17 protein-coding genes and 1 pseudogene are annotated in these 21,346 nt (G+C 69.0%); 7 read left to right on the top strand and 11 right to left on the bottom strand.

Annotated elements, in window-relative coordinates; translation table 11 throughout:
- Together AB7O82_RS26270 and AB7O82_RS26265 are read left to right on the top strand one after the other, a co-directional pair.
- Window positions 1-192: pseudogene (locus tag AB7O82_RS26270) on the top strand (sulfite exporter TauE/SafE family protein); the annotation flags it as partial.
- Window positions 193-219: 27 nt separating this feature from the next.
- Entirely contained in the window at window positions 220-1,128 is a 909-nt protein-coding gene (locus AB7O82_RS26265; protein ID WP_428545318.1) for a hydroxymethylglutaryl-CoA lyase, read from the top strand.
- Window positions 1,129-1,274: 146 nt separating this feature from the next.
- On the opposite strand, the gene pbpC is transcribed toward AB7O82_RS26265, so the two are convergent.
- Both pbpC and AB7O82_RS26255 read right to left on the bottom strand, forming a co-directional pair.
- Window positions 1,275-3,311, bottom strand: a complete 2,037-nt coding sequence (pbpC, locus tag AB7O82_RS26260) for a penicillin-binding protein 1C (protein WP_428545320.1) — start codon at window positions 3,309-3,311, stop codon at window positions 1,275-1,277.
- A gap of 301 nt (window positions 3,312-3,612) precedes the next feature.
- Window positions 3,613-8,643: an alpha-2-macroglobulin family protein gene (locus AB7O82_RS26255; RefSeq protein ID WP_428545323.1), complete on the bottom strand. Its 5,031-nt coding sequence runs from the start codon at window positions 8,641-8,643 to the stop codon at window positions 3,613-3,615.
- Between the two features lie 251 nt (window positions 8,644-8,894).
- Between AB7O82_RS26255 and AB7O82_RS26250 the strand changes: the two genes are divergently transcribed.
- Window positions 8,895-9,326, top strand: coding sequence for a DUF1489 family protein (locus tag AB7O82_RS26250; RefSeq protein WP_428545326.1), 432 nt, complete (start codon window positions 8,895-8,897; stop codon window positions 9,324-9,326).
- Window positions 9,327-9,520: 194 nt separating this feature from the next.
- On the opposite strand, the gene AB7O82_RS26245 is transcribed toward AB7O82_RS26250, so the two are convergent.
- The 3 genes from AB7O82_RS26245 to AB7O82_RS26235 are packed head-to-tail and all read right to left on the bottom strand — an operon-like array spanning window position 9,521 to window position 12,999.
- Window positions 9,521-10,846, bottom strand: coding sequence for a peptidoglycan -binding protein (locus AB7O82_RS26245; protein ID WP_428545329.1), 1,326 nt, complete (start codon window positions 10,844-10,846; stop codon window positions 9,521-9,523).
- 4 nt (window positions 10,847-10,850) lie between these two features.
- Window positions 10,851-12,290, bottom strand: coding sequence for a hypothetical protein (locus AB7O82_RS26240; RefSeq protein ID WP_428545332.1), 1,440 nt, complete (start codon window positions 12,288-12,290; stop codon window positions 10,851-10,853).
- Window positions 12,291-12,324: 34 nt separating this feature from the next.
- Window positions 12,325-12,999 (bottom strand): OmpA family protein, encoded by a 675-nt coding sequence (locus AB7O82_RS26235; RefSeq protein ID WP_428545335.1) that lies wholly within the window; start codon window positions 12,997-12,999, stop codon window positions 12,325-12,327.
- A gap of 331 nt (window positions 13,000-13,330) precedes the next feature.
- Here AB7O82_RS26235 and AB7O82_RS26230 point away from each other — a divergent pair, with 331 nt between their 5' ends.
- Entirely contained in the window at window positions 13,331-14,221 is an 891-nt protein-coding gene (locus AB7O82_RS26230; protein ID WP_428545338.1) for a LysR family transcriptional regulator, read from the top strand.
- A gap of 732 nt (window positions 14,222-14,953) precedes the next feature.
- Here AB7O82_RS26230 and AB7O82_RS26225 read toward each other — a convergent pair.
- The 5 genes from AB7O82_RS26225 to AB7O82_RS26205 all read right to left on the bottom strand — a co-directional run bounded on the left by AB7O82_RS26225 (window position 14,954) and on the right by AB7O82_RS26205 (window position 18,034).
- Window positions 14,954-15,802 carry an inositol monophosphatase family protein gene (locus AB7O82_RS26225; protein WP_428545362.1) on the bottom strand — a complete coding sequence of 283 codons (849 nt, stop codon included), beginning with the start codon at window positions 15,800-15,802 and terminating at the stop codon, window positions 14,954-14,956.
- 52 nt (window positions 15,803-15,854) lie between these two features.
- Window positions 15,855-16,424 carry an elongation factor P gene (efp, locus tag AB7O82_RS26220; RefSeq protein ID WP_428545341.1) on the bottom strand — a complete coding sequence of 190 codons (570 nt, stop codon included), beginning with the start codon at window positions 16,422-16,424 and terminating at the stop codon, window positions 15,855-15,857.
- 326 nt (window positions 16,425-16,750) lie between these two features.
- Entirely contained in the window at window positions 16,751-17,110 is a 360-nt protein-coding gene (locus AB7O82_RS26215; protein ID WP_428545344.1) for an MmcQ/YjbR family DNA-binding protein, read from the bottom strand.
- Entirely contained in the window at window positions 17,107-17,334 is a 228-nt protein-coding gene (locus AB7O82_RS26210) for a hypothetical protein (protein ID WP_428545347.1), read from the bottom strand. Before AB7O82_RS26210 ends, AB7O82_RS26215 begins: the two co-directional genes overlap by 4 nt.
- A 211-nt stretch (window positions 17,335-17,545) precedes the next feature.
- Window positions 17,546-18,034: a hypothetical protein gene (locus tag AB7O82_RS26205; RefSeq protein WP_428545350.1), complete on the bottom strand. Its 489-nt coding sequence runs from the start codon at window positions 18,032-18,034 to the stop codon at window positions 17,546-17,548.
- Window positions 18,035-18,215: 181 nt separating this feature from the next.
- Between AB7O82_RS26205 and epmA the strand changes: the two genes are divergently transcribed.
- Window positions 18,216-19,211, top strand: coding sequence for an EF-P lysine aminoacylase EpmA (gene epmA / locus AB7O82_RS26200; protein ID WP_428545365.1), 996 nt, complete (start codon window positions 18,216-18,218; stop codon window positions 19,209-19,211).
- Here the strand turns inward: epmA and thiE are convergent.
- Entirely contained in the window at window positions 19,197-19,826 is a 630-nt protein-coding gene (gene thiE, locus AB7O82_RS26195; RefSeq protein ID WP_428545353.1) for a thiamine phosphate synthase, read from the bottom strand. The two genes, epmA and thiE, sit on opposite strands and share 15 nt — an antisense overlap.
- A 124-nt stretch (window positions 19,827-19,950) precedes the next feature.
- Here thiE and AB7O82_RS26190 point away from each other — a divergent pair, with 124 nt between their 5' ends.
- Together AB7O82_RS26190 and AB7O82_RS26185 are read left to right on the top strand one after the other, a co-directional pair.
- Window positions 19,951-20,208, top strand: coding sequence for a type II toxin-antitoxin system prevent-host-death family antitoxin (locus tag AB7O82_RS26190; protein WP_428545356.1), 258 nt, complete (start codon window positions 19,951-19,953; stop codon window positions 20,206-20,208).
- A gap of 206 nt (window positions 20,209-20,414) precedes the next feature.
- Window positions 20,415-21,346, top strand: a 932-nt coding sequence (locus tag AB7O82_RS26185; RefSeq protein ID WP_428620524.1) for a hypothetical protein, incomplete at its 3' end; no start/stop codon positions are given.

Here is a 21,346-nt window from a genome sequence, read left to right as displayed (position 1 = left end):
GGCCTGCTGCAGGGCGGAGGATTCTCAGGCGCGTCGGCCGCGATGTCGCTGGCGGGCCTTGCGCCGGCGCTGGTCGGCATGGCGATAGGGCAGGTGGTGCGCCGCCACATCGCTGCCGCGACGTTCCGCAGAGTGTTTTTCGCAGGCCTCTTCCTGCTGGGCACATATCTCGTCGTCCGCCAGATCGCGTAACATGGCCTCCGTCAGTGGAGGGTTGCGATGAAGTTTCCCAGGCAGGTCCGGCTGGTCGAGGTGGGGCCGCGCGACGGCCTGCAGAACGAGGCCAGGCCGGTTCCGGTCGAGGCCAAGGTGGCGCTGATCGACGCGCTGTCGGCGGCCGGGCACCGCGCCGTCGAGGCCGGCAGCTTCGTGTCGCCGAAATGGGTGCCGCAGATGGCCGACACCGACCAGGTCATGGCGCAGATCGCGCGCCGGCCGGGCGTCGCCTATCCGGTGCTGGTGCCCAACAAGCAGGGCATGAACGGCGCCATCGAGTCGCGATGCGAGGAGATCGCGGTCTTCACCGCCGCATCCGAGGCGTTCTGCCGCAAGAACACCAACTGCTCGATCGACGAGAGCTTCGAGCGCTTTGCTCCGGTCCTGGAGGCGGCGCACAAGCACGGCATGAAGGTGCGCGGCTACGTCTCGACCGTGATCGCCTGTCCCTACGACGGCAAGGTCGCGCCCGCCAAGGTGGCCGAGGTCTCGGAGCGGCTGTTCCACATGGGCTGCTACGAGGTCTCGCTCGGCGACACGATCGGCGTCGGCACGCCGGCGGAATGCGTCGCCATGGTCGATGCCGTGGCTGAACGGGTTCCGCGGGAAAAGCTGGCGGCGCATTTCCACGACACCTATGGCCAGTCGCTGGCCAACATCCTGGCGGTCATGGAGCGCGGCATCGCGGTGTTCGACACGGCCGTCGCCGGCCTCGGCGGCTGTCCCTACGCCAAGGGCGCGTCGGGCAATGTCGGCACCGAGGATGTGATCTATCTGCTGAACGGCCTCGGCATCGAGCATGGCGTCGACCTCGATGCCATTGCCAAGGCGGGCCGCGCCATCTGCACCGCGCTCGGCCGCGAGCCGGCCTCGAAGGTGGCGCAGGCGCTGAAGGCCAAGGCCGCGGCGTGAAGCACGCGACGGCCGCCGCTCTCGATCGGCTGGAGCCGCTGCTTGTGCAGCTGCGCCGGCACGACCGATTGAAGGAAAAGTCGCGCGGCGCATTCTATTTCAAGTCGTGAGTTTCATCCGTGAGAGCGTCGGCGCCGCGCGGAGGGTCAGCGCCGTACGACGATGCGGACGTTGACGGCGCTCGAGCGGCCGGACTCGTCGACGACGGCGACGCGGGCGGCACCGGGTCCGTCGGGAACCCACCTGCTGCCGTCGATCGGCTGGCCGTCGACCAGCCAGCGCAGGCGGCCGTCACCGCCCAGCGCCTTCAGCGGCACCGCTTCGCTCTTGCCGAGCTCGATGCTGGCATCGGCCGGCGGGTAGGCGATGCGCGGGCCGCCATTGGTATCGCCGGGCGGCCGCAGGGTGCGCATGATCGGCGGCAGCTCGCGATGCGAGGCGACACGCAGCACGTCGACCGGCGGCGCGGTGGCGCGATTGTCCTCCGCCGGCAGGCGGCCGAACGCCTTGAACAGGATGGGCAGCGCGGCGACGCGGCCGAGCCCGCCCGGGCGCGACGTGCCATCGGCATGGCCGACCCACACGACCACCGTCCAGTTGGCGCTGTAGCCGGCGGCCCAGGCATCGCGGAACCCGGCCGAGGTGCCGGTCTTGTAGGCGATGCGGCGCTCGCGCAGGTTGACCGGCAGGGCGGCGAAGCCCTCGGGCAGGGGCGCCTCGGCGAGGATGTCGCCGACGTACCAGGCCGCCGCCGGCCCGAGCAGCCGAACCGGGTCGACTCGCGGCCGGTCGCGGCGGATCTGCGGTGGCGAGAACTGTCCGCCGGTCGCCAGGCCGCTGTAGAGACCGGCCATCTCCACGGGCGAGATGGTGGCGCTGCCGAGCGCGATGCCGAGCGACGCGCCGAGATCGCCCGGCGGTAGGCCGGGTGAGGCACCGGCGCTGCGCAGGGTGGCGATGAAGCGCTGCGGGCCGACCTTCTCCAGCGCCAGCACCGCCGGCACGTTGAGCGACTGCTGCAGGGCGCGGCGCACGGTGACGGCGCCCTGGTGGTCGCGGTCGAAGTTGCGCGGCAGCCATTCGCGGAAGCGCACCGGCACGTCCTCGACCAGGGACTGTGGATGCAGGGTGCGGTCGTCGAACGCCATGGCGTAGATCAAGGGCTTCAGCGCCGAGCCGGGCGAGCGGTGCGCCCTCACCAGGTCGACCTGGCCCGCCTTGCCGAAGAAGTCCGAGCCGCCCAGCCAGGCGACGACGGAGCGCGTGCGGTTGTCGACCACGACCATGGCGACCTGGGCACGGTCGGGGAACTGGGCGCGCTCCTCGGCGGCGAGGTGGGCGAGCGCTTTCTGCAGCTCCAGGCGGATGGTCGTCGGCACGGCTGTGCCCGGCGACTGGCCGGCCAGCCAGGTCGCGAGATGCGGCGCGTGCATCGGCATGGCGAGCCTGCGGTCGGGCGCGCTGCGCGTCACCGCCTTGTCGTAGAGTGACCGGTCGATGACGCCGTGCTCGAGACCGCGGGCCAGCACGCGGTCGCGCGCCGACTGGGCGCGCTGGACGGCGCGGTCGGGCCGTCGACGCTCGGGCGACTGCGGGATGGCGACCAGCAGGGCAGCCTCGGCGGCCGACAGGCTCTTGGCCTCCTTGCCGAAATAGGCCAACGAGGCGGCGCGTACGCCCTCGAGGTTGCCGCCCATCGGCGCCAGCGTCAGGTAGATCGCCAGCACCTCCTGCTTGGAATAGCGCCATTCGAGCTGCAGGGCGCGGGCGGACTGGATCACCTTTGTGACCAAGCCGCGCGGCCGAGGCTCGAGCAGGCGGGCGGCCTGCATCGAGATCGTCGAGGCGCCGGAGACGATGCGCCCGCGCGACATCCACTGGCGCGCGGCGCGGGCGGCGGCCAGCGGATCGACGCCCCAATGATCGTCGAAGCGGCGATCCTCGTAGGCCTTGAGCAGCGCCAGGTAGAGCGGGTCGACGTCGTCGATTGTGGTGGCCAGCCGCCACTTGCCGTCGGCGGTCGTGAAAGCGCGCAGCAGGCGGCCGTTGGCGTCGACGACCTCGCTCGAGTGCCGGTGGTAGCGCGTCAGGTCCGGCGGGAACAGTCGGTCGAGCACCAGCGCCCCCGCCACCAGAACGGTGACGGCGAGGGCAGCACCGACGAGGAGCCGCTGCAGCTTCATGTCATGCGGACCGCGGGTGTCGCGTGATTCTCCTCCTCAGCTTCGCTGGGGAGGTCATGACGCTCATGGCTGGGAGCGCGCCACTCCTGTGGCGCTCATGGAATGTGTGATCGACAAGAAGAGCGCCACAGAGTGGCGCGCTCCCAGCGATGACCCTCCGCCTGCGTTCGCGAAGCCCTTTCGGCTTCGCGAACGCAGGCGAAGGCAGGCCGCCGTATGACGGCGACACCTCCCCAGCAGAGCTGGGGAGGAGAATGACGGGCCGTTCCCGCAAGAGGATGCCGGAGGCCATCGCGATCTCTCAGCGCGGAGCGATGGTCACGTGGCCCATGGCGCTGCGGGCATAGATGCGCGGCGCATACATGTCGGAGACGTGCACGGCCGGCAGGGCGAAGCTGCCCGGGGTCACGGCGCGCACGATGTAGGCGACATGGAAGGAATTCGGGAACCGGTCCGCCGAATCCCACCACATGCGATAGTTGCGCCGGCCGAGATTGAACGACGCGAAGAAGCGGTCGTCGCGCGCCTCGGCGATGCGCGTGTCGGTGAGCTTGTCGAGGAACGAGAACGACTTCACGGTCTCCTCGTTCAGCACGCTCTCGATCTCGAAACCGGCCGGCAACAGGTCGAGCAGCGCCGCCTCGTGATAGCCGCCTTCGAGGTTGCGGCCCCGGATCGACACGATCACCCGGTCGTTCTGGCGCAGCCGGTCGAGATCGGCCGGCTTGCCGTCGAGCGTGAGGAACCGGCGCTCGACGCTCAGGCCGTGCGTCGCCGCGGGCTGCGGCTCGGTCGGCACGCCGCGCGCCGTCACCTGCAGCCACACCGGGCGGTCGCCGTCATTGCCGACGCGCACGCCGCGCTGGACCGCCGCCCGATCGGGGTTGATGACGATCGGATCCTTGCCGCCCTTGTGCTGCTCGCCGTCTACGGAGTAGGCGAGCTCGGTGCCGCCGCCGCTCATGGCGCGCGCCGCCAGCAGCAGCCAGGCCTTTTCCTGGGTCGTGGTGTACTCGCCCTTGGCGACGAGCTGCTCGCGCACCGAGGCTACGACCTCGGCGAGCGCCTGCGGTCCGCCGGCCTCGGTCGCGAGGGCGATCAGGGCGGCGCGATTGCGCAGCGGCGAGCCGTAGTACTCGTTCGGAACAGGCTGCTCGATGCGCTGGCGGGCAGTTGCGAAGGCGAGCCGCGCCCGGCCCGGCTCGGCGACGTGGTTGAGCGCTGCGGCAAGCTGCGCCCAGGCAAGTCCACCCGTGATCTCGCCCGACTTCGTGTCCTGGAAGTAGCGGACGCGACCGGGATCGGCGAGACCGCCCTTGGCGAGGACGTACCAGCCGTAGGCCTGGGCATTGGCCGAGAACTTCTCGACCGAGCGGTTGAGCCAGGAGAGGCCGCGCTGCAGCGTCACCGCGGGGACGATCATCTGCTGATCGCGGGCGCGCAGCAGGAAGTCGAGCGCATAGACCTGCAGCCATTCGGCGGCCGGCGAGTAGGGACCCCACATGCCGAACGACCCGTCCGACGTCTGCATGTCGACGACGCGGTAGATCGCGTCCTGCACCCTTTCCTGGATGTTGAAGTCGGCCTTGGCGTAACCCAGCAGGGCGACGTCGTTGTAGTACAGCAGCGGCAGGGCGCGGCTGGTGGTCTGCTCGAGGCAGCCGTAGGGATACTTCTCGAGCGCGCGCAGCAGGCCCGGCACGTCGATGCCGGGAATGCGCGAGAGTGCGACGCTGACGCTGGTGGTGCCGGGCGCCAACTGGGCGACGAGGTTGCGGTCGACCGTGAGCTGGCGCTGCGGCTCGAGCTGCGAGACGGTGTCGACGGCGCTCGGCGTCTGCGCCGGCCGCACCTGGATGTCCCATTCGCGGCGCACCGCGAAGTTGCCGGGACCCTGGACCGCCACGGCGACCTTGCCGAAGCCGGCTTCGCCCGCCTTGAGGTCCCAGGTCAGGAGCTCGCGCTGGTTGGTCGCCAGCCGGCGCATCTCGGCGACCGGCCGGTCGAGCGCCACCGAGCCGCTCGCCTCGAGAGTCAGGCGGTAGTCGCCGGCCTGGCCGTCGACATTGTGCAGCGACAGCGAGAGCCGTCCGCGATCGCCCGGCGCCAGGAAGCGCGGCAGCACGACGTCGGCGGCAACCGCGTCGCGCACGAACAGCCGCTGGTCGGCCGAGCCGACCTTGGTCTTGGCATAGGCCACGACCATGATGCGCAGCTGGCCGATGAAGTCGGGGATGTCGAGGCCGATCCTGGCCTCGCCGTTGGCGTCGAGCTTCACCGGGCCGCTGAACAGCGAGACGGTGCGTGTCGGCACGATGTCGAGGCCGCCGATGTCGCCGGCGTCGCCGCCGACCCGGATGCGGCCGACCTCGTCGGCCTTGGTGTCGAGCAGGCGGCCGTAGTCGTCGCGCATCGCCACGCCGAGCCGGCGCTTGCCGAAATAGTGGTTGGCCGGGTCGGGCGTGCGGTAGCGCGTGAGCTGCAGGATGCCCTCGTCGACCGCCGCGAGGGTAATCCAGGCTTCCTCGTTCTGCAGGTTGGAGACCTTGACCGGCACCTCGATGCGCTGGCGCGGGGTCACCTTCTCGGGCGCGGTGATCTGGATGCCGAGCGTACGCAGTGCCGGGTCGATGCCCAGCCAGACCGCGCCGATGGCGCGCGTCGGCGTCCGGTCGGCCGGCGTCGACAGCGGACGCCAGGCGGTGACCAGCGCGTAGGCGCCGGCCCCCCATTCGGCCTTGATCGGCACCTCGACGGTGGTGCCGCCCGACGGCACCTGCACCGGATAGGTGGCGACGATGCGGTCGGTGGCGATGGCGACCAGCGCCTCGCCGGCGAACGACGGCTCGATGCGCACGCGCGCGGTCTCGCCCGGCTTGTAGTTCTGCTTGTCGCTCGCCACGCGCAGCGTGTCGGGCGCTTCCTCGGCCGATCTGTCGCCGCCGTACCAGCCGACATAGAACGCCAGCGTGGTCGAGGTGTTGTTCTGGGTATCGATCACGGTCAGGCGATGTCTGCCCCAGTGCAGCCGCAGCGCCAGGCGCGCCGGGGCATCGGCCTTGAGCTCCACCGTTTCGGCCGTGAGCAACCGTTCGCGCTCGTTCGCCTGCCAGCGCCAGCGGCCGTCGACTTGGTACCATTGATAGGAATACTCGAGGCGGTCGACGCGATACTGGATGTTCGGACGCGCGATCTGCTTGCCTTCCGCGTCGACCGCCACCAGGTCGAACTCGGTGGTGGCGCCCTCGCGGGCATAGCGGCCCTCGAAGGTCGGGCGGATGCCGAGATAGACGTTGCGCGTGCGCATCGGCAGGGTGGTGTCGGTGCGCGTCGCCCGCCCGCCGCCCGGCTCGAAGACGCGGGCCTGGATCTGGGCGCGCAGCGGCAGCACCGTGTCCTTGATCCCGTTGCCGCCCCATTCGAGGCGAGACTTGCCGGCCTCGTCGGTGTCGGTTCCGTTCAGGGTGATGAACGGCGGCTCGAAGCTCTCGCGCTCGCTCTCCGGGCCGAAGCGATACTCGGCGTAGTTGGCGAACGGATTGTCGTCGACGGTGACGCGCATGTCGGCCTCGACGGTGAGGCCCGACGCCGGCGCGCCGTAGAGGAAGTCGGCCTGGATGCCGAAGCCGTTGGCCTCGCCCGGACGCAGCATTGGCCGATCGGATTTGATTTCGACCTTGAGCTTCTCCGGCACGAAATCCTCGACCGCGAATTCCACGCGGCCAACGGAGGGCGCCTTGGGGTCGATGTGCGCGGTCACCGACCAGCGGCCGCGGCGCGACGATTTAGGCAGGTCGATCGCCTGGTGGATCGCGCCCGAGCCCTGCAGCGCCGCCGTGTAGCGGGTGAACTCGCTGCCGTCGGGCCGCTTGACGATCAGGGTCACCGGCATGTCGGCGAGCGAGGTCGCGCCGTTGTCGCGCAGCATCGCCATGAGCTGCACGGTCTCGCCCGGCCGGTAGATGCCGCGCTCGGTATAGAGGAAGGCGTCGACCGGGCCGGGCTGCTCGCGGCCGGAGATGCCGCGGTCGGACAGGTCGAACGGCGACTTGGTAAGCTCCAGCCGCGAGAAGTCCTTCTTGGCCTCGTCGGTCGCCATTACGGCGAAGGCCTCGGCCGCGCCGCGGCCCCTGAGCAGGCCGGCGGCGAAGTTCGCCCGCCCGGCGGCGTCGGTGATCGCCTTGGCGATCGGCTCGTTGCCGCGGCTCAGCAGCACGACCTCGAGGCCGGCGATCGGCTGCGCGGTCTGCAGCGAACGGGCGAACAGGTTGAGCCCGTCGGCGCCGGTGAAGGAGGTGAGGGCGATGTCGGTGTCGATCAGCCACATGCCGGCGGCGGTGCCGTCGGACTGCTCGTCCTCGTCGTCCTCGTAGCCGTAGCCGCGCGCTGGCGGCTTGGCGGCATCCCACACGACCACGAAATAGGCGCCCGGCTTCCAGTCCTGGATGGTCTCGCGGATCGGGAACGCGGTGACGATCGGCTGGTTCTGGACGTTCTTCACCTCCATCGTGCCGCGCCAGATCCGCTTGCCGTTGTCGCCGCGCAGCCAGCGCCGCAGCGACCACGAGTCGGTCATCGGCTCGCTGCCGGGGTAAGTGGCGTCGTAGCGGTCGTTGGCGAAGCGGTCGATGGCGCGCTCGTTGACGCGATAGACCGAGATGCCGACCTTGGAGACGTTGATGCTGGTAATCGGCACGCCGGCCGCCGTGCCGCGCGGCAGGATGAAGCCCTTGCCCGGCAGATTGATGACCGCCGGCCGGGCGCCGAGCGACACGGTGACCAGCTGTTCGGCGTCGAGCTTGACGCCCTCGGCGCCGGGCAGGCCGGCGAGCAGCTTCACCTTGTAGTCCGTGCCGTAGCTCAAGCCGCCGATGCACAGGCGGTTGTCCATCAGTCGCACCGCCGACTTGACCTCGGGCTCGATGCGCACGAAGTCGCCGTAGCGCACGTCGGTCGGCACCAGCGCCCTGTTGAAGACGAGGCAGGCCTCCGCCTCCGATCGGCTGGTGTCCATCGAGTAGCCCCTGAAGCCGAACGGCGCGGCGGGGGTGGCGGGCGCGGCTGGCGTGGCGGGCGGCGTCGCAGCCGGTGTCGTGGTGGCCGGCGTTGCCGGGGTCGACGGTGCCGGCGCCGGGGTGGTGGTCTGCGCGGTCTGCGGAGCAGGTGCAGGTGTCGGGGTTGGCGCCGGCGTTGCTGTGGGTGTGGGCGTCGAGGCTACGGTCGGCTGGGACGCTCGGTCGATCGATTCTTGCGGCTTGCCGATGACGTAGCCCGCGATGCCCGATCCCAGCATGAGCGCCGCGACCAGAGCAACAAGCGTCGACCGATTCATGAGAGCCCCCGTGGAAAGCGCGCGCACTCTATGCCGTGCATTGTGCAAACATTGTGGAGTGTGAACCCGCCCTCGCAAATGTTCCATCGCTGTGTTGCGCCGGACACGCTTTCAAGCGGTTGTGGACAGGGACCGCTTGAGCGCGGCCGGCCCGCCGTACTAGAGCACATTCGGGCCGGCCGGGATCAGCCGATCGGATGGACCTTGTTGCAGCGACCAACCCAACTTCGAGAACGCACCGAGCGCGAGCCATGACGCTGCATCTCATCAAGCTTGCGGTTGGCGTCGACGATCTCGCCCATATGAAGACGGTGCAGTCCCAGCGCCGCCGGCAGCGCGGCCAGAGCCCGCGCTCGCCACACTGGGTCTACACCCGCAACACGCCGCGCCGGGCGGCCGAGCTGCTCGACGGCGGCTCGCTCTACTGGGTGGTTAGGGGCGTCATCCGCTGTCGCCAGGAGCTGGTCGGCTTCGAGGAGGACTTCGACCAGGACGACGGCAAGAGATACTGCCGGATCAAGGTCAGGCGCACCCTGGTGCCGACCGCGCCCAGGACCTGCAAGGCGTTCCAGGGCTGGCGCTACTTCGAGCCCGAGCGCGCCCCGCCCGACCTGTCGAAGGGCGACACCGCCGACATGCCGGCGGAGATGGCCGCCGAGCTGAAGCGGCTGGGGTTGCTGTAGTTCGATCTCCTCGCCAGCGGAGCTGGGGAGGTGTCCCGTCATACGCGACAGAGGGGTCATCCTCATGCGGACCGCGGGCGTCCCACCCGCTCATGAGAAGAGCGGGCGGGACGCCCGCGGTCCGGAAGAATTATGACCCCTCCGTCGGCGAAGACGCCGACACCTGCCCAGCGGAGCTGGGGAGGAGACTGAAATCACCGGCTCGTCAGCTTGAGCTCGATGCGGCGGTTGCGGGCGGAGTCGATGGTGGAGAGGGGCTGAAACTCGCCGTAGCCGGCGGCGACCAGGCGCTCGTTGGGAATGCCCTCGCTGTGCAGGAATTTCACGACGGCGATGGCGCGGGCGGCGGAGAGCTCCCAGTTGGTCGGGTAGACGACGTTGCGGATCGGCTTGTCGTCGGTATGGCCGTCGACCTGCAGCACCCAGTTGACGTCCGTCGGGATGCGGCTGGCGATCTCGATCAGACGGTGCGCGACGCTGGCGAGCTGTTTCTCGCCGCCCGGCTGGAGCTGCGCCGAACCCGACGGGAACAGCACCTCAGACTGGAACACGAAACGGTCGCCGACGATCTGCACGTCGCGTTGGCCGGCCAGCGCCTCGCGCAGCTTGCCGAAGAACTCCGAGCGGTAGCGTGCCAGCTCCTCGACCTTGCTGGCGAGCGCGCGATTGAGCTTCTGGCCTAGGTCGACGATCTGCGCCTGCTGGTCCTTGGCCTTGGCCTCCGACGCCTCGAGCGCGACGTTGAGCCGGGCGAGCTCGTCCCTGACGCCGGCCAGCTCGGCGGTGAGCCGCACCACCGCCGCCTTCTGCTCGGCCGAGAGCTTCTGCTCCTCGGTGAGCTCGCCGAACAGCTTGCCCTTCTCCTGGTTGGCGGCGGCCAGCGAGGCGGCGAGCCGAGTCAGCTCAAGCCGCTGGCGCTCGATCTCCTTCTGCAGATCCTCGCTCTTGGCCGCCGCGCTCCGGGTCTGGCTCTGCAGGGCGGCCGTGAGCTTCTCGCGCTCGATCATCATCGCCGACAGCCGCTCGGTCAGGCGGTCGCGCTCGGTCTTCAGTGTCTCGACGAACTTGCGCTCGGCCGAGAGGTCGGTTCCGAGCTTCTCGCGCTCGGCTCGAAGCGCCTCGATCGTCCGGCGCTCGTTGGCGATGTCGCCGGTCAGCCGGTCGCGCTCGATGCGCAGCGCCTCCGAGGTGCGCCGCTCGCCGGCCAGATCGGTATTGAGTCGGTCGCGCTCGCCGCGGGTCTGGCGGAGCTGCAGGGTGAGCTGCTCGAGATCCTTCTGCAGGTTCTGCGACGCCTTCTTCTCCATCGACAGCTGGCTGGCGAGGTCGCCGACTTGGCGGCCGAGCTGCTCGATGGCGCTGTCGCGGTTGCTGAGCGTGCTCGACAGCGTGAACTGCGCGACGCTGAGCAGCGACAACAGGAAGATCATCACCATCAGCAGCGTGGTCAGCGCGTCGACGTAGCCCGGCCAGGTGTAGTCGGCACCGCCGCCGCGGCGGCGCGCGGATATGGCGGCCATCGCGCTAGCCTTCGCCGACCGGCTGGTTGGCGCCGCGCATCGAGGCGATGGTGCGGGCGAGCAGCCTGAACTCGCCGCGCAGCTCGTCGGCCAGCGCGGTGCGCGACTGCACGTTCTCCTCGACCAGGCGCGCGAGGTGGCTCTCGATGGCGCGCTGGTGCTGAATCAGCGCCTCGCGCTCGCTGCCCGACGAGCGATCGGCCAGGCGCTCGACAGTGCCGCGCAGCTCGTCGACCAGGGCGGTGCGACCGCGCACGTTCTCCTCGACCAGGCGCGCCAGGTAGACCTCGGTGGCGCGCTGATGGGCGACCAGCGCCTCGCGCTCGTCGTCCGGCGCGCGTTCGCCCAGCCGGGCGACCACGCCGCGCAGCTCCTCGACCAGGGTGGCGCGGCTGCGCACGTTCTCCTCGAGCAGGCGGGCGAGATAGGCCTCGGTGTTGCGCTGGTGGGCGGCGAGCGTATCGCGGTCGGTCTGGTCGGGCGCGCGCTCGGTCAGCCGGGTCACCGCGCCGCGCAGCTCGATCGAATGCTCGGCCATGCGGGCGAGCAGGTTCTGCTGCGCTCGCATCGTCTCGGCCAGCGCCGCCAAGCGCTCGACCAGCATGGCGTTGGCGGTGACGGTGGTGCCGCGCGCCTCCTCGGAGCGGCGCAGCGAGCGCGTCAGGTCGTCGATGCCGTCGGCGGTGCGCTCGAGAAGCGCTTCGACATAGGCCGACACGCCCTGCTCGCCTTCGATGTGCGGGCCGCCGGAGATCCGCGTCGCGCCGGCCAGCCACTCCTCGAGCTCGATATGGAAGCGGCCCTGGGCCTGGCTCGCCTGCAGTTCGAGGAAGCCCAGCACCAGCGAGCCCGACAGGCCGAACAGCGAGGCGCCGAAGGCCGTCGCCATGCCTTTGAGCGGGCCTTCGATGCTCTCCTTGAGCCGGGCGAACATCTGCACCGCATCGCCGCTCGACACCTGCAGGTTGGCAATGGCGTCGGCGACCGCGCCGATCGTCTCGAGAAGGCCCCAGAAGGTGCCGAGCAGGCCGAGGAAGATCAGCAGGCCGATCAGGTAGCGCATCAGCTCGCGCCGCTCGTCGAGCCGGGTGGCGATGCCGTCGAGCAGGGCGCGCGCCGCGGTCGGCGACAGGCGGAAGCGCTCCTGCCGTTCGCCCAGCATCGCCGCCAGCGGCACCAGTAGGTTGATCGACTCCATCTCGAGCGGCGGTGCGCCTTCCTCGCGATGCTGGAAGCGGCGCAGCCAGCGCACCTCGGGCCACAGCAGGATGACCTGGCGCATGACGAAGAAGATGCCGATCACCAGCACGGCCACGATGACGCCGTTCAGGATCGGCGTGTTCATGAACACGCGCACCAGGTCGTGGCGCAGCAGGTAGGCAAGGCCCGCCACCGCCGCCAGGAACAGCAGCATGCGGACGAGGTAGGGAAGCGGGCTGCTCATCCGGTCGAACGCGTCGGGGCGGATTTGCGCTTGATCACGGGGTCGGCGCCAGAATGTCGACCCGCTCGCCGCTGCCCGAAAAGGCGCCGACCTCGATGCGAGCTTTTACGCGACGGTCGATCAGGTAGCTGCGCACCACCAGGGCGCGCGCCAGGGCGACCTTGCGGCTGTCCGGATCGCCGTCGCCGGCATAGGCGTGCAGCTCGATGCCGCGGACCTTGCGGTCGGTTATGCCGGCGGCGACGCGGTCGAGCTCGGCCTTGGCGAAGTCGCTCAGGATCGCAGAGCCCGGCATGAACGGGATGGTGGAGAGGGCCGACCCCGATGGCGCCGGCGCCGGCGGCTCGGGCGCCAGGGCGGCCGTTGCCGTCGGCCGTGGCGCGGGCGCTGCAGCGGGCGGTGGCGTGGCGGGAGTGGGCGGAACGGCCATTTGCACGGGGGCCGAAGGGGGCGCCGCCGCGACGGGCGGCGGGACCGCCGCAACCTGGGCCGGCGGTAGCGTCGCCGGGATGGCCACGACCTGGCGGGTGGGTAAGGGGGCCGGGGCGCGCCTGACGTCGCCTTGCCCGTCGTCGATCAGCCGGCTTTCGATCCGCTCGGGCGGCGGAAGATAGCTGCCCGTGCCCTGGGCCGCCGCCGAGCTCACGGCAGCCGCCACGCCCGCCGCGGCGACGGCGAGGCTGCGCAGAGCGTTGGTGAGGGCGGGCATATGGACTGCCTTTCCAAGGAGTTAGGGGTCCCGGCAGACGCGCGGCCTAAACGTCGCGCCTGCCGTCCACATTAGCCAATGGCACCCTCGGGTCAACCGGCTGCAGCGGCGGAGTCGCTATCTCAAATCCCTCCCCCGTATCGGGGGAGGTGCCCCCATGCTTCCCAATCCGACGTCGGAATCGTCTGGATTTCCGATTGCGGCTTTCCCCCTCCGGCCCTTGGGCACCTCCCCCGATGACGGGGGAGGCCCAAGACAGCTGTGTCGACACCCTATGCAAAACGGGCATCACCAGTACACTGGCTTTGCTCGATTCGGATGGGACGACGGCATGGACCTCAAGGGTGTGCGGGCCTTCTGCAGTGTGGCGGACGGCGGCGGGTTCAGCCGCGCCGCCGCAACCCTGGGCGTGGCCCAGTCGGTGCTGAGCCGGCAGGTTTCCGCCCTCGAGGCGGAGTTCGGCGGCCGCCTGTTCCATCGCACCGGACGCGGCGTGCAACCGACCGAGCTTGGCGAGGCGGTGCTGCCGCGCGCCCGCGCGCTGCTCGCCGAGGCCGACCAGCTCGCCGCCGAGGCGCGCGGCGAGGGCGGCAGCCCGGTGGGCTGCGTCGACCTCGGCGTCGTGCCCGGCTGGGCGCAGCCGCTGATCAGCGAGCTGACCACGCGCGTGCTGACGGACTATCCGCGCATCCGCCTGCGCGTGCACGAGGCCTACAGCGGCCAGGTCGAGGCATGGGTCGCCAACGGCCGCGTCGAGGTCGCCATCTTCAACCGCTACCGCCGCGGCGTCGTGCGCGGCGCCGAGCTGGTCGCGCGCGCCGGGATGATGTTGGTCGGCCCCAGGGGGCATCGCATTCTGCGCCAGCGCGAGGTGCCGTTCCGCGCCCTCGATCGCGTCGCGTTGTGCGGGCCGGTGCAGCCCAACGCCATGACCTCCGTGATGGCCGAGCTGGCGCAGCGCCAGGGCGTGACCCTCGACTTCGTCCTCGAGGGCAGCTCGTCGGCGATCCTGCGCGAAGCGGTCGCGCACTGTGGCCTCTGTGCCGTCTTTCCGCGGCCCTTCGTCGAGCGCGAGATGGCGGGACCGGCCTTCGCCTCGGCGCGCATCGTCAAGCCGGGGCTCGAGCAGGCGACGTGGCTCGCCGTCGGCACGCAGCGGCCGGCCACGCTCGCCGCTCGCACCGTCGCCCGCCTGGTGCGCCAGATCCTGTCCGGCCGATGAGGCGGAAAGGGACGTGAAAGAATGAGCCTGCATTTCAGCGTCCGCATCGTCCGCTGCGGTCTCTTCTTTTGTAATCAATGGGTTAGCGCGGACGCAAGCCGGCGGGCGCTGCGTCCTGCGTCCGCGGCCTGGCGAACGGGAAGACTCATGGAGGAACTTTTCGACCCCCAGATCTTGCGTCCGTTGCGTCAGTGCCCTTTGGAATCAATGGTTTGCCACTGACGCAAGAGCGGATGTCGAAAGCGGTCCTTGCGTCAGTCGGGCATTTTGCGTCAGCCGGGCGCGCTGCCTCGGTTTTGCTCGCCGGCATGGCAAACGTCCGAACCACCCGCGTGCCATGGGCGCCGACGCGGCCGAACGCGACCCCGATCACACCCCCGGGCTTGCTCATGATCCATCCTCCTTGATGCCGCGCTGTCGCCGGCGACGTCTAATCGCCTGCCTCTGCCACGCCAGGCGAGAATTGCGCGACGTCAACCCGGCCCAGCAGAGAAGCGGCAAAAGCCACCCCAATCCGGTGCACGTGCGGTGACATGGCGTGGTACGGACGTCGCCACTTTGCTGGGAGCGCGCCGCCACTCCGATGGCGCTCTTCTCGGTGATCACACATCCCATGAGCGCCATCGGAGTGGCGCGCTCTCAGCAAAGTGGCGACGTCGATGGGCAAAGATAGCGCGACTGCACCACCCATCACGTCCCGACCGCCGCCGTGGCCGCAGATTGCCGTCAGCCTTACGCCTTCGACAGGATCTCGACCATCGACTCGCGCAGGCCGAAATTGCTGGCGAGCAGGGACGGGCCGCCGAGCTCGTAGGGCTTGCCGCCGATGTCGCTCACCACGCCGCCCGCCTCGCGCACCAGCAGGACGCCGGCGGCGACGTCCCAGGGGGCGAGCCCGAACTCGAAGAAGGCGTCGTAACGTCCGGCGGCCACGAAGGCGAGGTCGAGCGCGGCGGCGCCCCAGCGGCGTACGCCCGCGGTACGCTGGGTCACGGCCGCGAGCTTGGCGTGATAGGTGGCGTGATCACCCTTGCCCATATGCGGGATGCCGGTGCCGACTAGCGCGTGCGCCGGATCCTTGCGGCCCGACACGCGCAGGCGCCGCGAGCGCGCGTTCGGCGTGTCGATGAAGGCGCCGTTGCCCTTCTCGGCCCAGAACAGCTCGTCGGAGATCGGCTGGTAGACGACGCCGGCGACGATCTCGCCTTCCCGCTCGAGGCCGATCGAGATGGCGAAGTGCGGTACGCCATGCAGGAAATTGGTGGTGCCGTCGAGCGGGTCGACGATCCAGCGATTGCGTCCGTCGCCCTTGGTCTCGCCGCCTTCCTCGCCGAGGAAGCCGTAGTCCGGCCGGGTGCGGCCGAGCTCGGCGCGCAGCGTGCGCTCCGCCCGGATGTCGGCATGGCTCACGAAGTCGCCCGGACCCTTCTCCGAGACTTGCAGATGCTCGACCTCGCCGAAATCGCGCTTGAGGAACTTGGCCGCGGCGAAGGCGGCGCGGATCATCACCGTGATCGTCGCCGAGCGCGGGGCGAGGGAGCGGCGCTCAGGCGGACCGGAGCGCTCGCGGCCCGGCGCCATCGGGGCGCGGCCGATGCGGGCGACCGGCTGATCCGGCGAGCGGGCCACGGGCTCAGTCCTTGGCGCGCTCGAGGTAGCTGCCGTCCTCGGTGTTGATCACCAGCCGGGTGCCCACGCCGATATGCGGCGGCACCATCACCCGGATACCGCCTTCGACGATGGCCGGCTTGTAGGACGACGACGCGGTCTGGCCCTTGACCACGGCATCGGCCTCGATGACCGGGAGGACCACGGTCTTGGGAATCTCGGCGCCGACCGGCGTGCCTTCGTACAAGGATACCGTCACCTCCATGCCGTCCTGCAGGAAGCGGGCCTGGTCCTCGTCGAGCACGTCCGAGCCCACCGTGAGCTGGTCGAACGTCTCCTTGTCCATGAAGGTGAAGCCGTTGTCGTCCTTGAACAGGAAGGTGCATTCGCGCTCGTCGATATGCACGCGCTCGATCGTCTCGCCCGAGCGGAAGCGCTCCTGCAACTTGTTGCCCTCGCGCAGCGCCTTGGCCTCCAGCGCCACGAACGCGCCCCCCTTGCCGGGGTTGATGTGCTGAACCTTGGAGGCCACCCAGAGCTTGCCGTTGTACTCGACGACATTGCCGGCGCGGATCGAATTGACGGGGACTTTCATGAGCTTACCGCAGGATCGGAAGAATGGAATTCGGCCTCGCCCGCAGGGGGCGGGGCGAGGCCGGCGCGGCCTTCTATCAAAGGCCGTCCCCGCCCGCAACCGGGCCTTGGGGAGCCCCTATGTCAGGACTCTCCTTTTCCTCCCCCGTAATCGGCGGAGGTGGCCCGAAGGGTCGGAGGGGGAAGGCCTCATGCGAGGTTCATGAAGTTCCGACGTCGGAATTACACGGATCTCGTCTGAGGCCCCCTCCGCCCCGTATGACGGGGGACCTCCCCCGATTACGGTCGTTTACGGGGGAGGAAAAGGATGGATCCACTCCGTACGGTTCAGGTGACACGCAGCCCCAATTCGGCCTGTTTCCTCTTCGGCAGACCTGCCGCGATCACCGCGTGGGCCCGCTTGAGATAGGCCTTGGTCTCGGCCGATGTGAGCACCCCGGGATCGTCGAGCGCCACCCACTTGGCGCGGGCGAGGTAAGGGGCAGGCCGGAAACCGTCGGCCCGTGACAGCGCGTCGTAGTGCTCCGGCGCGCACTTGAAGCAGATGCGCCCGACCGAGTGATCGCGTGGCGCGATCAGGCAGAACATCTTGCCGCCGACCTTGAAGACGATCACGCCCTCCCACTGCACGGTGCGGGTGGCGGAGGGCAGTGTGGAACAGAAAGAGTCGATTTGCTTGGGCGTCACGGCAGCGGCAGGGTGCCAGAGAAGGTGGGTGCAGTGCCAGTGAGCGGCCCAGAGGTTCCCAGACCGCTCCGCTTGAGTTTCACCAAGAGCCCCGCTTCGGTGTCTCCCGTCGATCTCATCGGCGTCGTGCCCGAGACGTGGCAAACATTGGCCATGCGAAGCGGCCATTCCTTGACCATCGCGATGGTCGAGATCAATTCGAAGACCTCGACGGTCCAGGCCAAGTGTCCTTCCACGATACCAATCGACGCGTCGGGCTCACACTCAGGCAAGTGGACCAGGACGGATGCCGGGTAAACACATGGGGTGTCGCTCTCAATCGACGGTAGTACCACTGTGATAAATCTCTATCAGTCCGTGCAGAATGAATGCGACTTTCGACGTCTATGTCCTTACGTGCCTGCTGATCGGGCTGGCACCCGCTGTTTGCTTTCGCTATTTCTTCAAGTCGGCTTGGCGCCTGTTTGTCCTCGGCGCGATTCCATCACGATATCGTCTCTCATCGGCGGGCTGATCGGAGGCTTCCACGGCTTCGGCCACGCGATCGCCGGTGCGCCGCGAGATGGTTCGGGCGCGCCGCAGACGGTGATGCAAATCCTGCTCGTTGCAGGCTTTACCGCCTTGTTCGAAGAGGGCGGACGTCTTGTTTCTACCCGACGCCTTGTCGGGCGACCCTCGCCGCATTTCAGCCTGTCGAACATTCTGATGTTTGGCGCCGGCTTCGGCGGTGCCGAAGCGGTCTTCCGGGCGGGCGGCGCGGCGCTGCAGATCGCATTCTCGCCGAGGACGTTCGATCTTTCCGCCACGGGCACGGACTCCTTCTATCCGATCGTCCTTACCGCCATCGTAGTCCTTCAAATAGCGATGTCGACCTTCGCGACGCACATGCTTCGCGCCGGTCGCGCCCGTCAGCCCCGCGGGCATTTGCCCTGCTGGCATCCATCACGTCGCGGCCAACACCAGCGCTGTGTTGTTTCATCGTCGCTCTGCATGAACGGAGCTGGGCAAACCTCATGTGGCCCCTCATCGCAGCCGCCAACGGCATCGTGGTCATCCGGCTGTTTCGTCGATTGCAGCCGAGCCCGGGTTGACCTATCTCCGCGACATGACCGAGTGGCGGCCCGACAAGCTCGCGAAACGCCTGCCCAACCTGCAGGCCCGGGCACGCCTGCAGGCGGCGATGCGGCGCTGGTTCGAGGCGGAGGATTTCGTCGAGGTCGAGACGCCCATCTTGCAGGTGGCGCCGGGCGCCGAGGTTCATGTCAGCGGATTCGTCACCGACTGGGAGCTGCCCGACGGCGAGGAGCAGGAGCGCTGGCTGCACAGCTCGCCCGAGTTCGCCATGAAGAAGCTGCTGGCTGGCGGCCTGCCGCGGCTCTTCCAGTTCGCCCGGGTGTTCCGCAATGCCGAGGGCTCGGCGCTGCATCATCCCGAGTTCACCATGCTCGAATGGTATCGCGCAGGCACCGGCTACGAGACCATCATGCAGGACTGCCACGCCCTGCTTGCGCTCAGCGGCGTGGAGCAGCTGCGCTGGGGCGGGCATGTCTGTGATCCCAGGGCAGAGCCCGAGCGGCTGACCGTGGCCGACGCCTTCGCCCGCCACGCCGGCGTCGATCTTCTTGCCACGGTCGGCAGCCCCGAGTGGCTGGCCCAGGCATCCGGCATCGCCATGCATGCCGGCGACAGCTGGGACGATGTCTTTTTCCGCATCATGTTCGAGCGCATCGAGCCCCGACTCGGCATGGGCCGGCCGACCATCCTGTGCGAGTACCCCATCGGCATGGCGGCGCTGGCACGCGCCAAGCCGGACGATCCGCGGGTGGCCGAGCGGTTCGAGCTCTATGTCTGCGGCGTCGAGCTCGCCAACGCCTTCGGCGAGCTCACCGACCCCGGCATCCAGCGCGCCCGCCTCGAGGCCGACATGGACGAGAAGGAGCTGCTCTACGGTGCGCGCTGGCCGGTCGACGAGGACTTCCTCGCCGCGCTGGAGCACGGGCTGCCGGATTGCGCCGGCATAGCGCTGGGCTTCGATCGTCTGGTGATGCTGGCCACCGGCGCCTCTCACATCGAGGACGTACTGTGGCTACCGGTGCGCTGAGAAGATCTCGTTGAAGGCGCGCACGGCCGCCTCCGGTCCGTTGCAGTAGTTCCACACGCCGCCGGCGACGGCGAGAAAATCGGCGCCGGCTGCGATCACCGGCCGGCAGTTCTCTACCGTGATGCCGCCGATCGCCACGCAGGGGATCTCCATGAGCTCGCTCCACCAGGTCACGATCTCGAGGTCGGCGGGCGTGGTGACGGCCTTGGTGGTCGAGGGAAAGAACGCGCCGAACGCCACGTAGTCGGCGCCGGCCTCGGCGGCCTCCATGGCGAGATGGCGCGACGCCTTGCAGGTGACGCCGATCTGTCGATCGGCACCGACAATGCGCCGCGCGTCGGCGTAGGGCATGTCCTCCTGGCCGACATGGACGCCGTCGCAATCGAGCTTCACCGCGAGATCGGGCCGGTCGTTCATGATGAACGCGACGCCGCGCTGCTGGCAGATCGGCCGTAGTGTATCGGCCGCGCGGGCGATTGCGGCATCGTCAACGTCCTTCAGGCGGAGCTGGAAGGCTGCCACATCGCCGCCGTCAAGTGCCGCGCGCAGGTCGGCGGCGAACAGGTCGGGATGATCGAGCTTTTCGGGGGAGATGAGATAGAGGCGGGTGTTCATGGCAGCCCGTTGGTAGCATTCATTCGGCGACGACGCTCGGGTCAGCGTCGCTTGCCGACGCGCTTGACGGAAGAAGCCACGCTTGCTTACTGGCCCGAATTGATAGCCGGAAGGAGCCGGCCGAATGGGTCAGAGCAGCTGGTCCATCCAGGACGCCAGGAACAGGTTCGGCGAGGTCGTCGAGGCCGCGCATCGCGCACCGCAGACGATCAAGAGCCACGGCAAGCCTGCCGTGGTCGTAGTCGGTGTGGCGGCATACGAGCGCTTGCGTCATCTCGCCCGCGCGCAGGCGCCGTCCTTTGCCGCCCTGCTGCTCGCGATGCCGCAGGAGGACGGCGAGTTCGCGCGCCACGAGGCTGGAATGCGCGATCTCGATCCCTGATGCCGCGGCCCGGGAGACTCCGAGCGTACTGGAGTCGCCGCCCCATAGGTGCCAACCTTGACGGAAGAGGGCGTCATGCGCTGGGAGCGCGCCACTCCGATGGCGCTCATCTTCGTTGATGACGCATTTATGAGTGCCACCTTGGCGAGATTACTCCGCCACCATTTATGGTAAGCAGGCGGCCGGGTGAGGGTTGAGCAGGCAGCGTGACTCTGGGAAAGCGAACGAAAAACCTGGTGCTGGCATCGGCGACGACCATCGTCTGCCTGCTGATCGGCATCGAGGTCGCGGCCTACCTGACGGTGCCGCCGATCCACCTGACGTCCGAGGGCGACGCCATGGTGGTGTTCGACCCGGAGATCGGCATGGTGCCGAACCGCAGCGCGCGCACACGGCGGACCTATCCGGCCATCAAGGACCGCGCGACCTTCGTGTTCGACATCTACACCGACGACCGCGGCGCGCGCGTCGACGGGCCGGGGCAGCGCAATCCGGGCCGGACCGACATCATGACCATCGGCTGCTCGTTCAGCTGGGGCTATGCCATGCCGAACGGCGATACCTACTCCAGCCGTCTGTCGAAGGCCCTGGGCGCCAGCGTCACGAACTTCTCCGAGGCGAGTTACGGCACCGTCCAGGCCCTGCAGATGCTGCGGCGCAATCGCGATCTCGCGCCCAAGTTGGTGATCTATGGCATCATTGCCCATCACAGCGAGCGCAACGTCTCGGCGTGCGCGCCGTCGTACTATCCGTTCTGCCTCGATGTCTCGCACATCGAATGGAACGGCCAGGGCAGGCCCGCCGTCGTACCACCCGCGAGCAACGGCGTACGCCGGCTCCAGCAGCATCTCACGGGCGGCTTCGCCAATCCCGTGAGCTGGCTGGCGCACGGCGCAGACGTGATCTACGGCCGCGTCACCTACGCGATGTCTGTGCAAAGCGAGCCGGACGAGGCGAAGAAGGAGCAGGCGCTTGCCTTCCTGCTGCGCGAGATGGAGCGCACTGTCGCCGACATGGGAAGCCAGGTGCTGGTGGTTTTCATCCCGACCAACTACTGGGAGCCATCGCCTGCCTTGCCGAGGATGATCGCCGAGATCGGCGGCCGGATGCGCTTCCTCGACATGAGCGAGCGCTTCAA

Origin of the sequence: Reyranella sp. (genome assembly GCF_050185545.1) — a bacterium.
Taxonomy (GTDB): Bacteria; Pseudomonadota; Alphaproteobacteria; order Reyranellales; family Reyranellaceae; genus Reyranella.
Note: the sequence above shows the minus strand (reverse complement) of the source record. Positions and strands in the feature narration are given on the sequence as shown.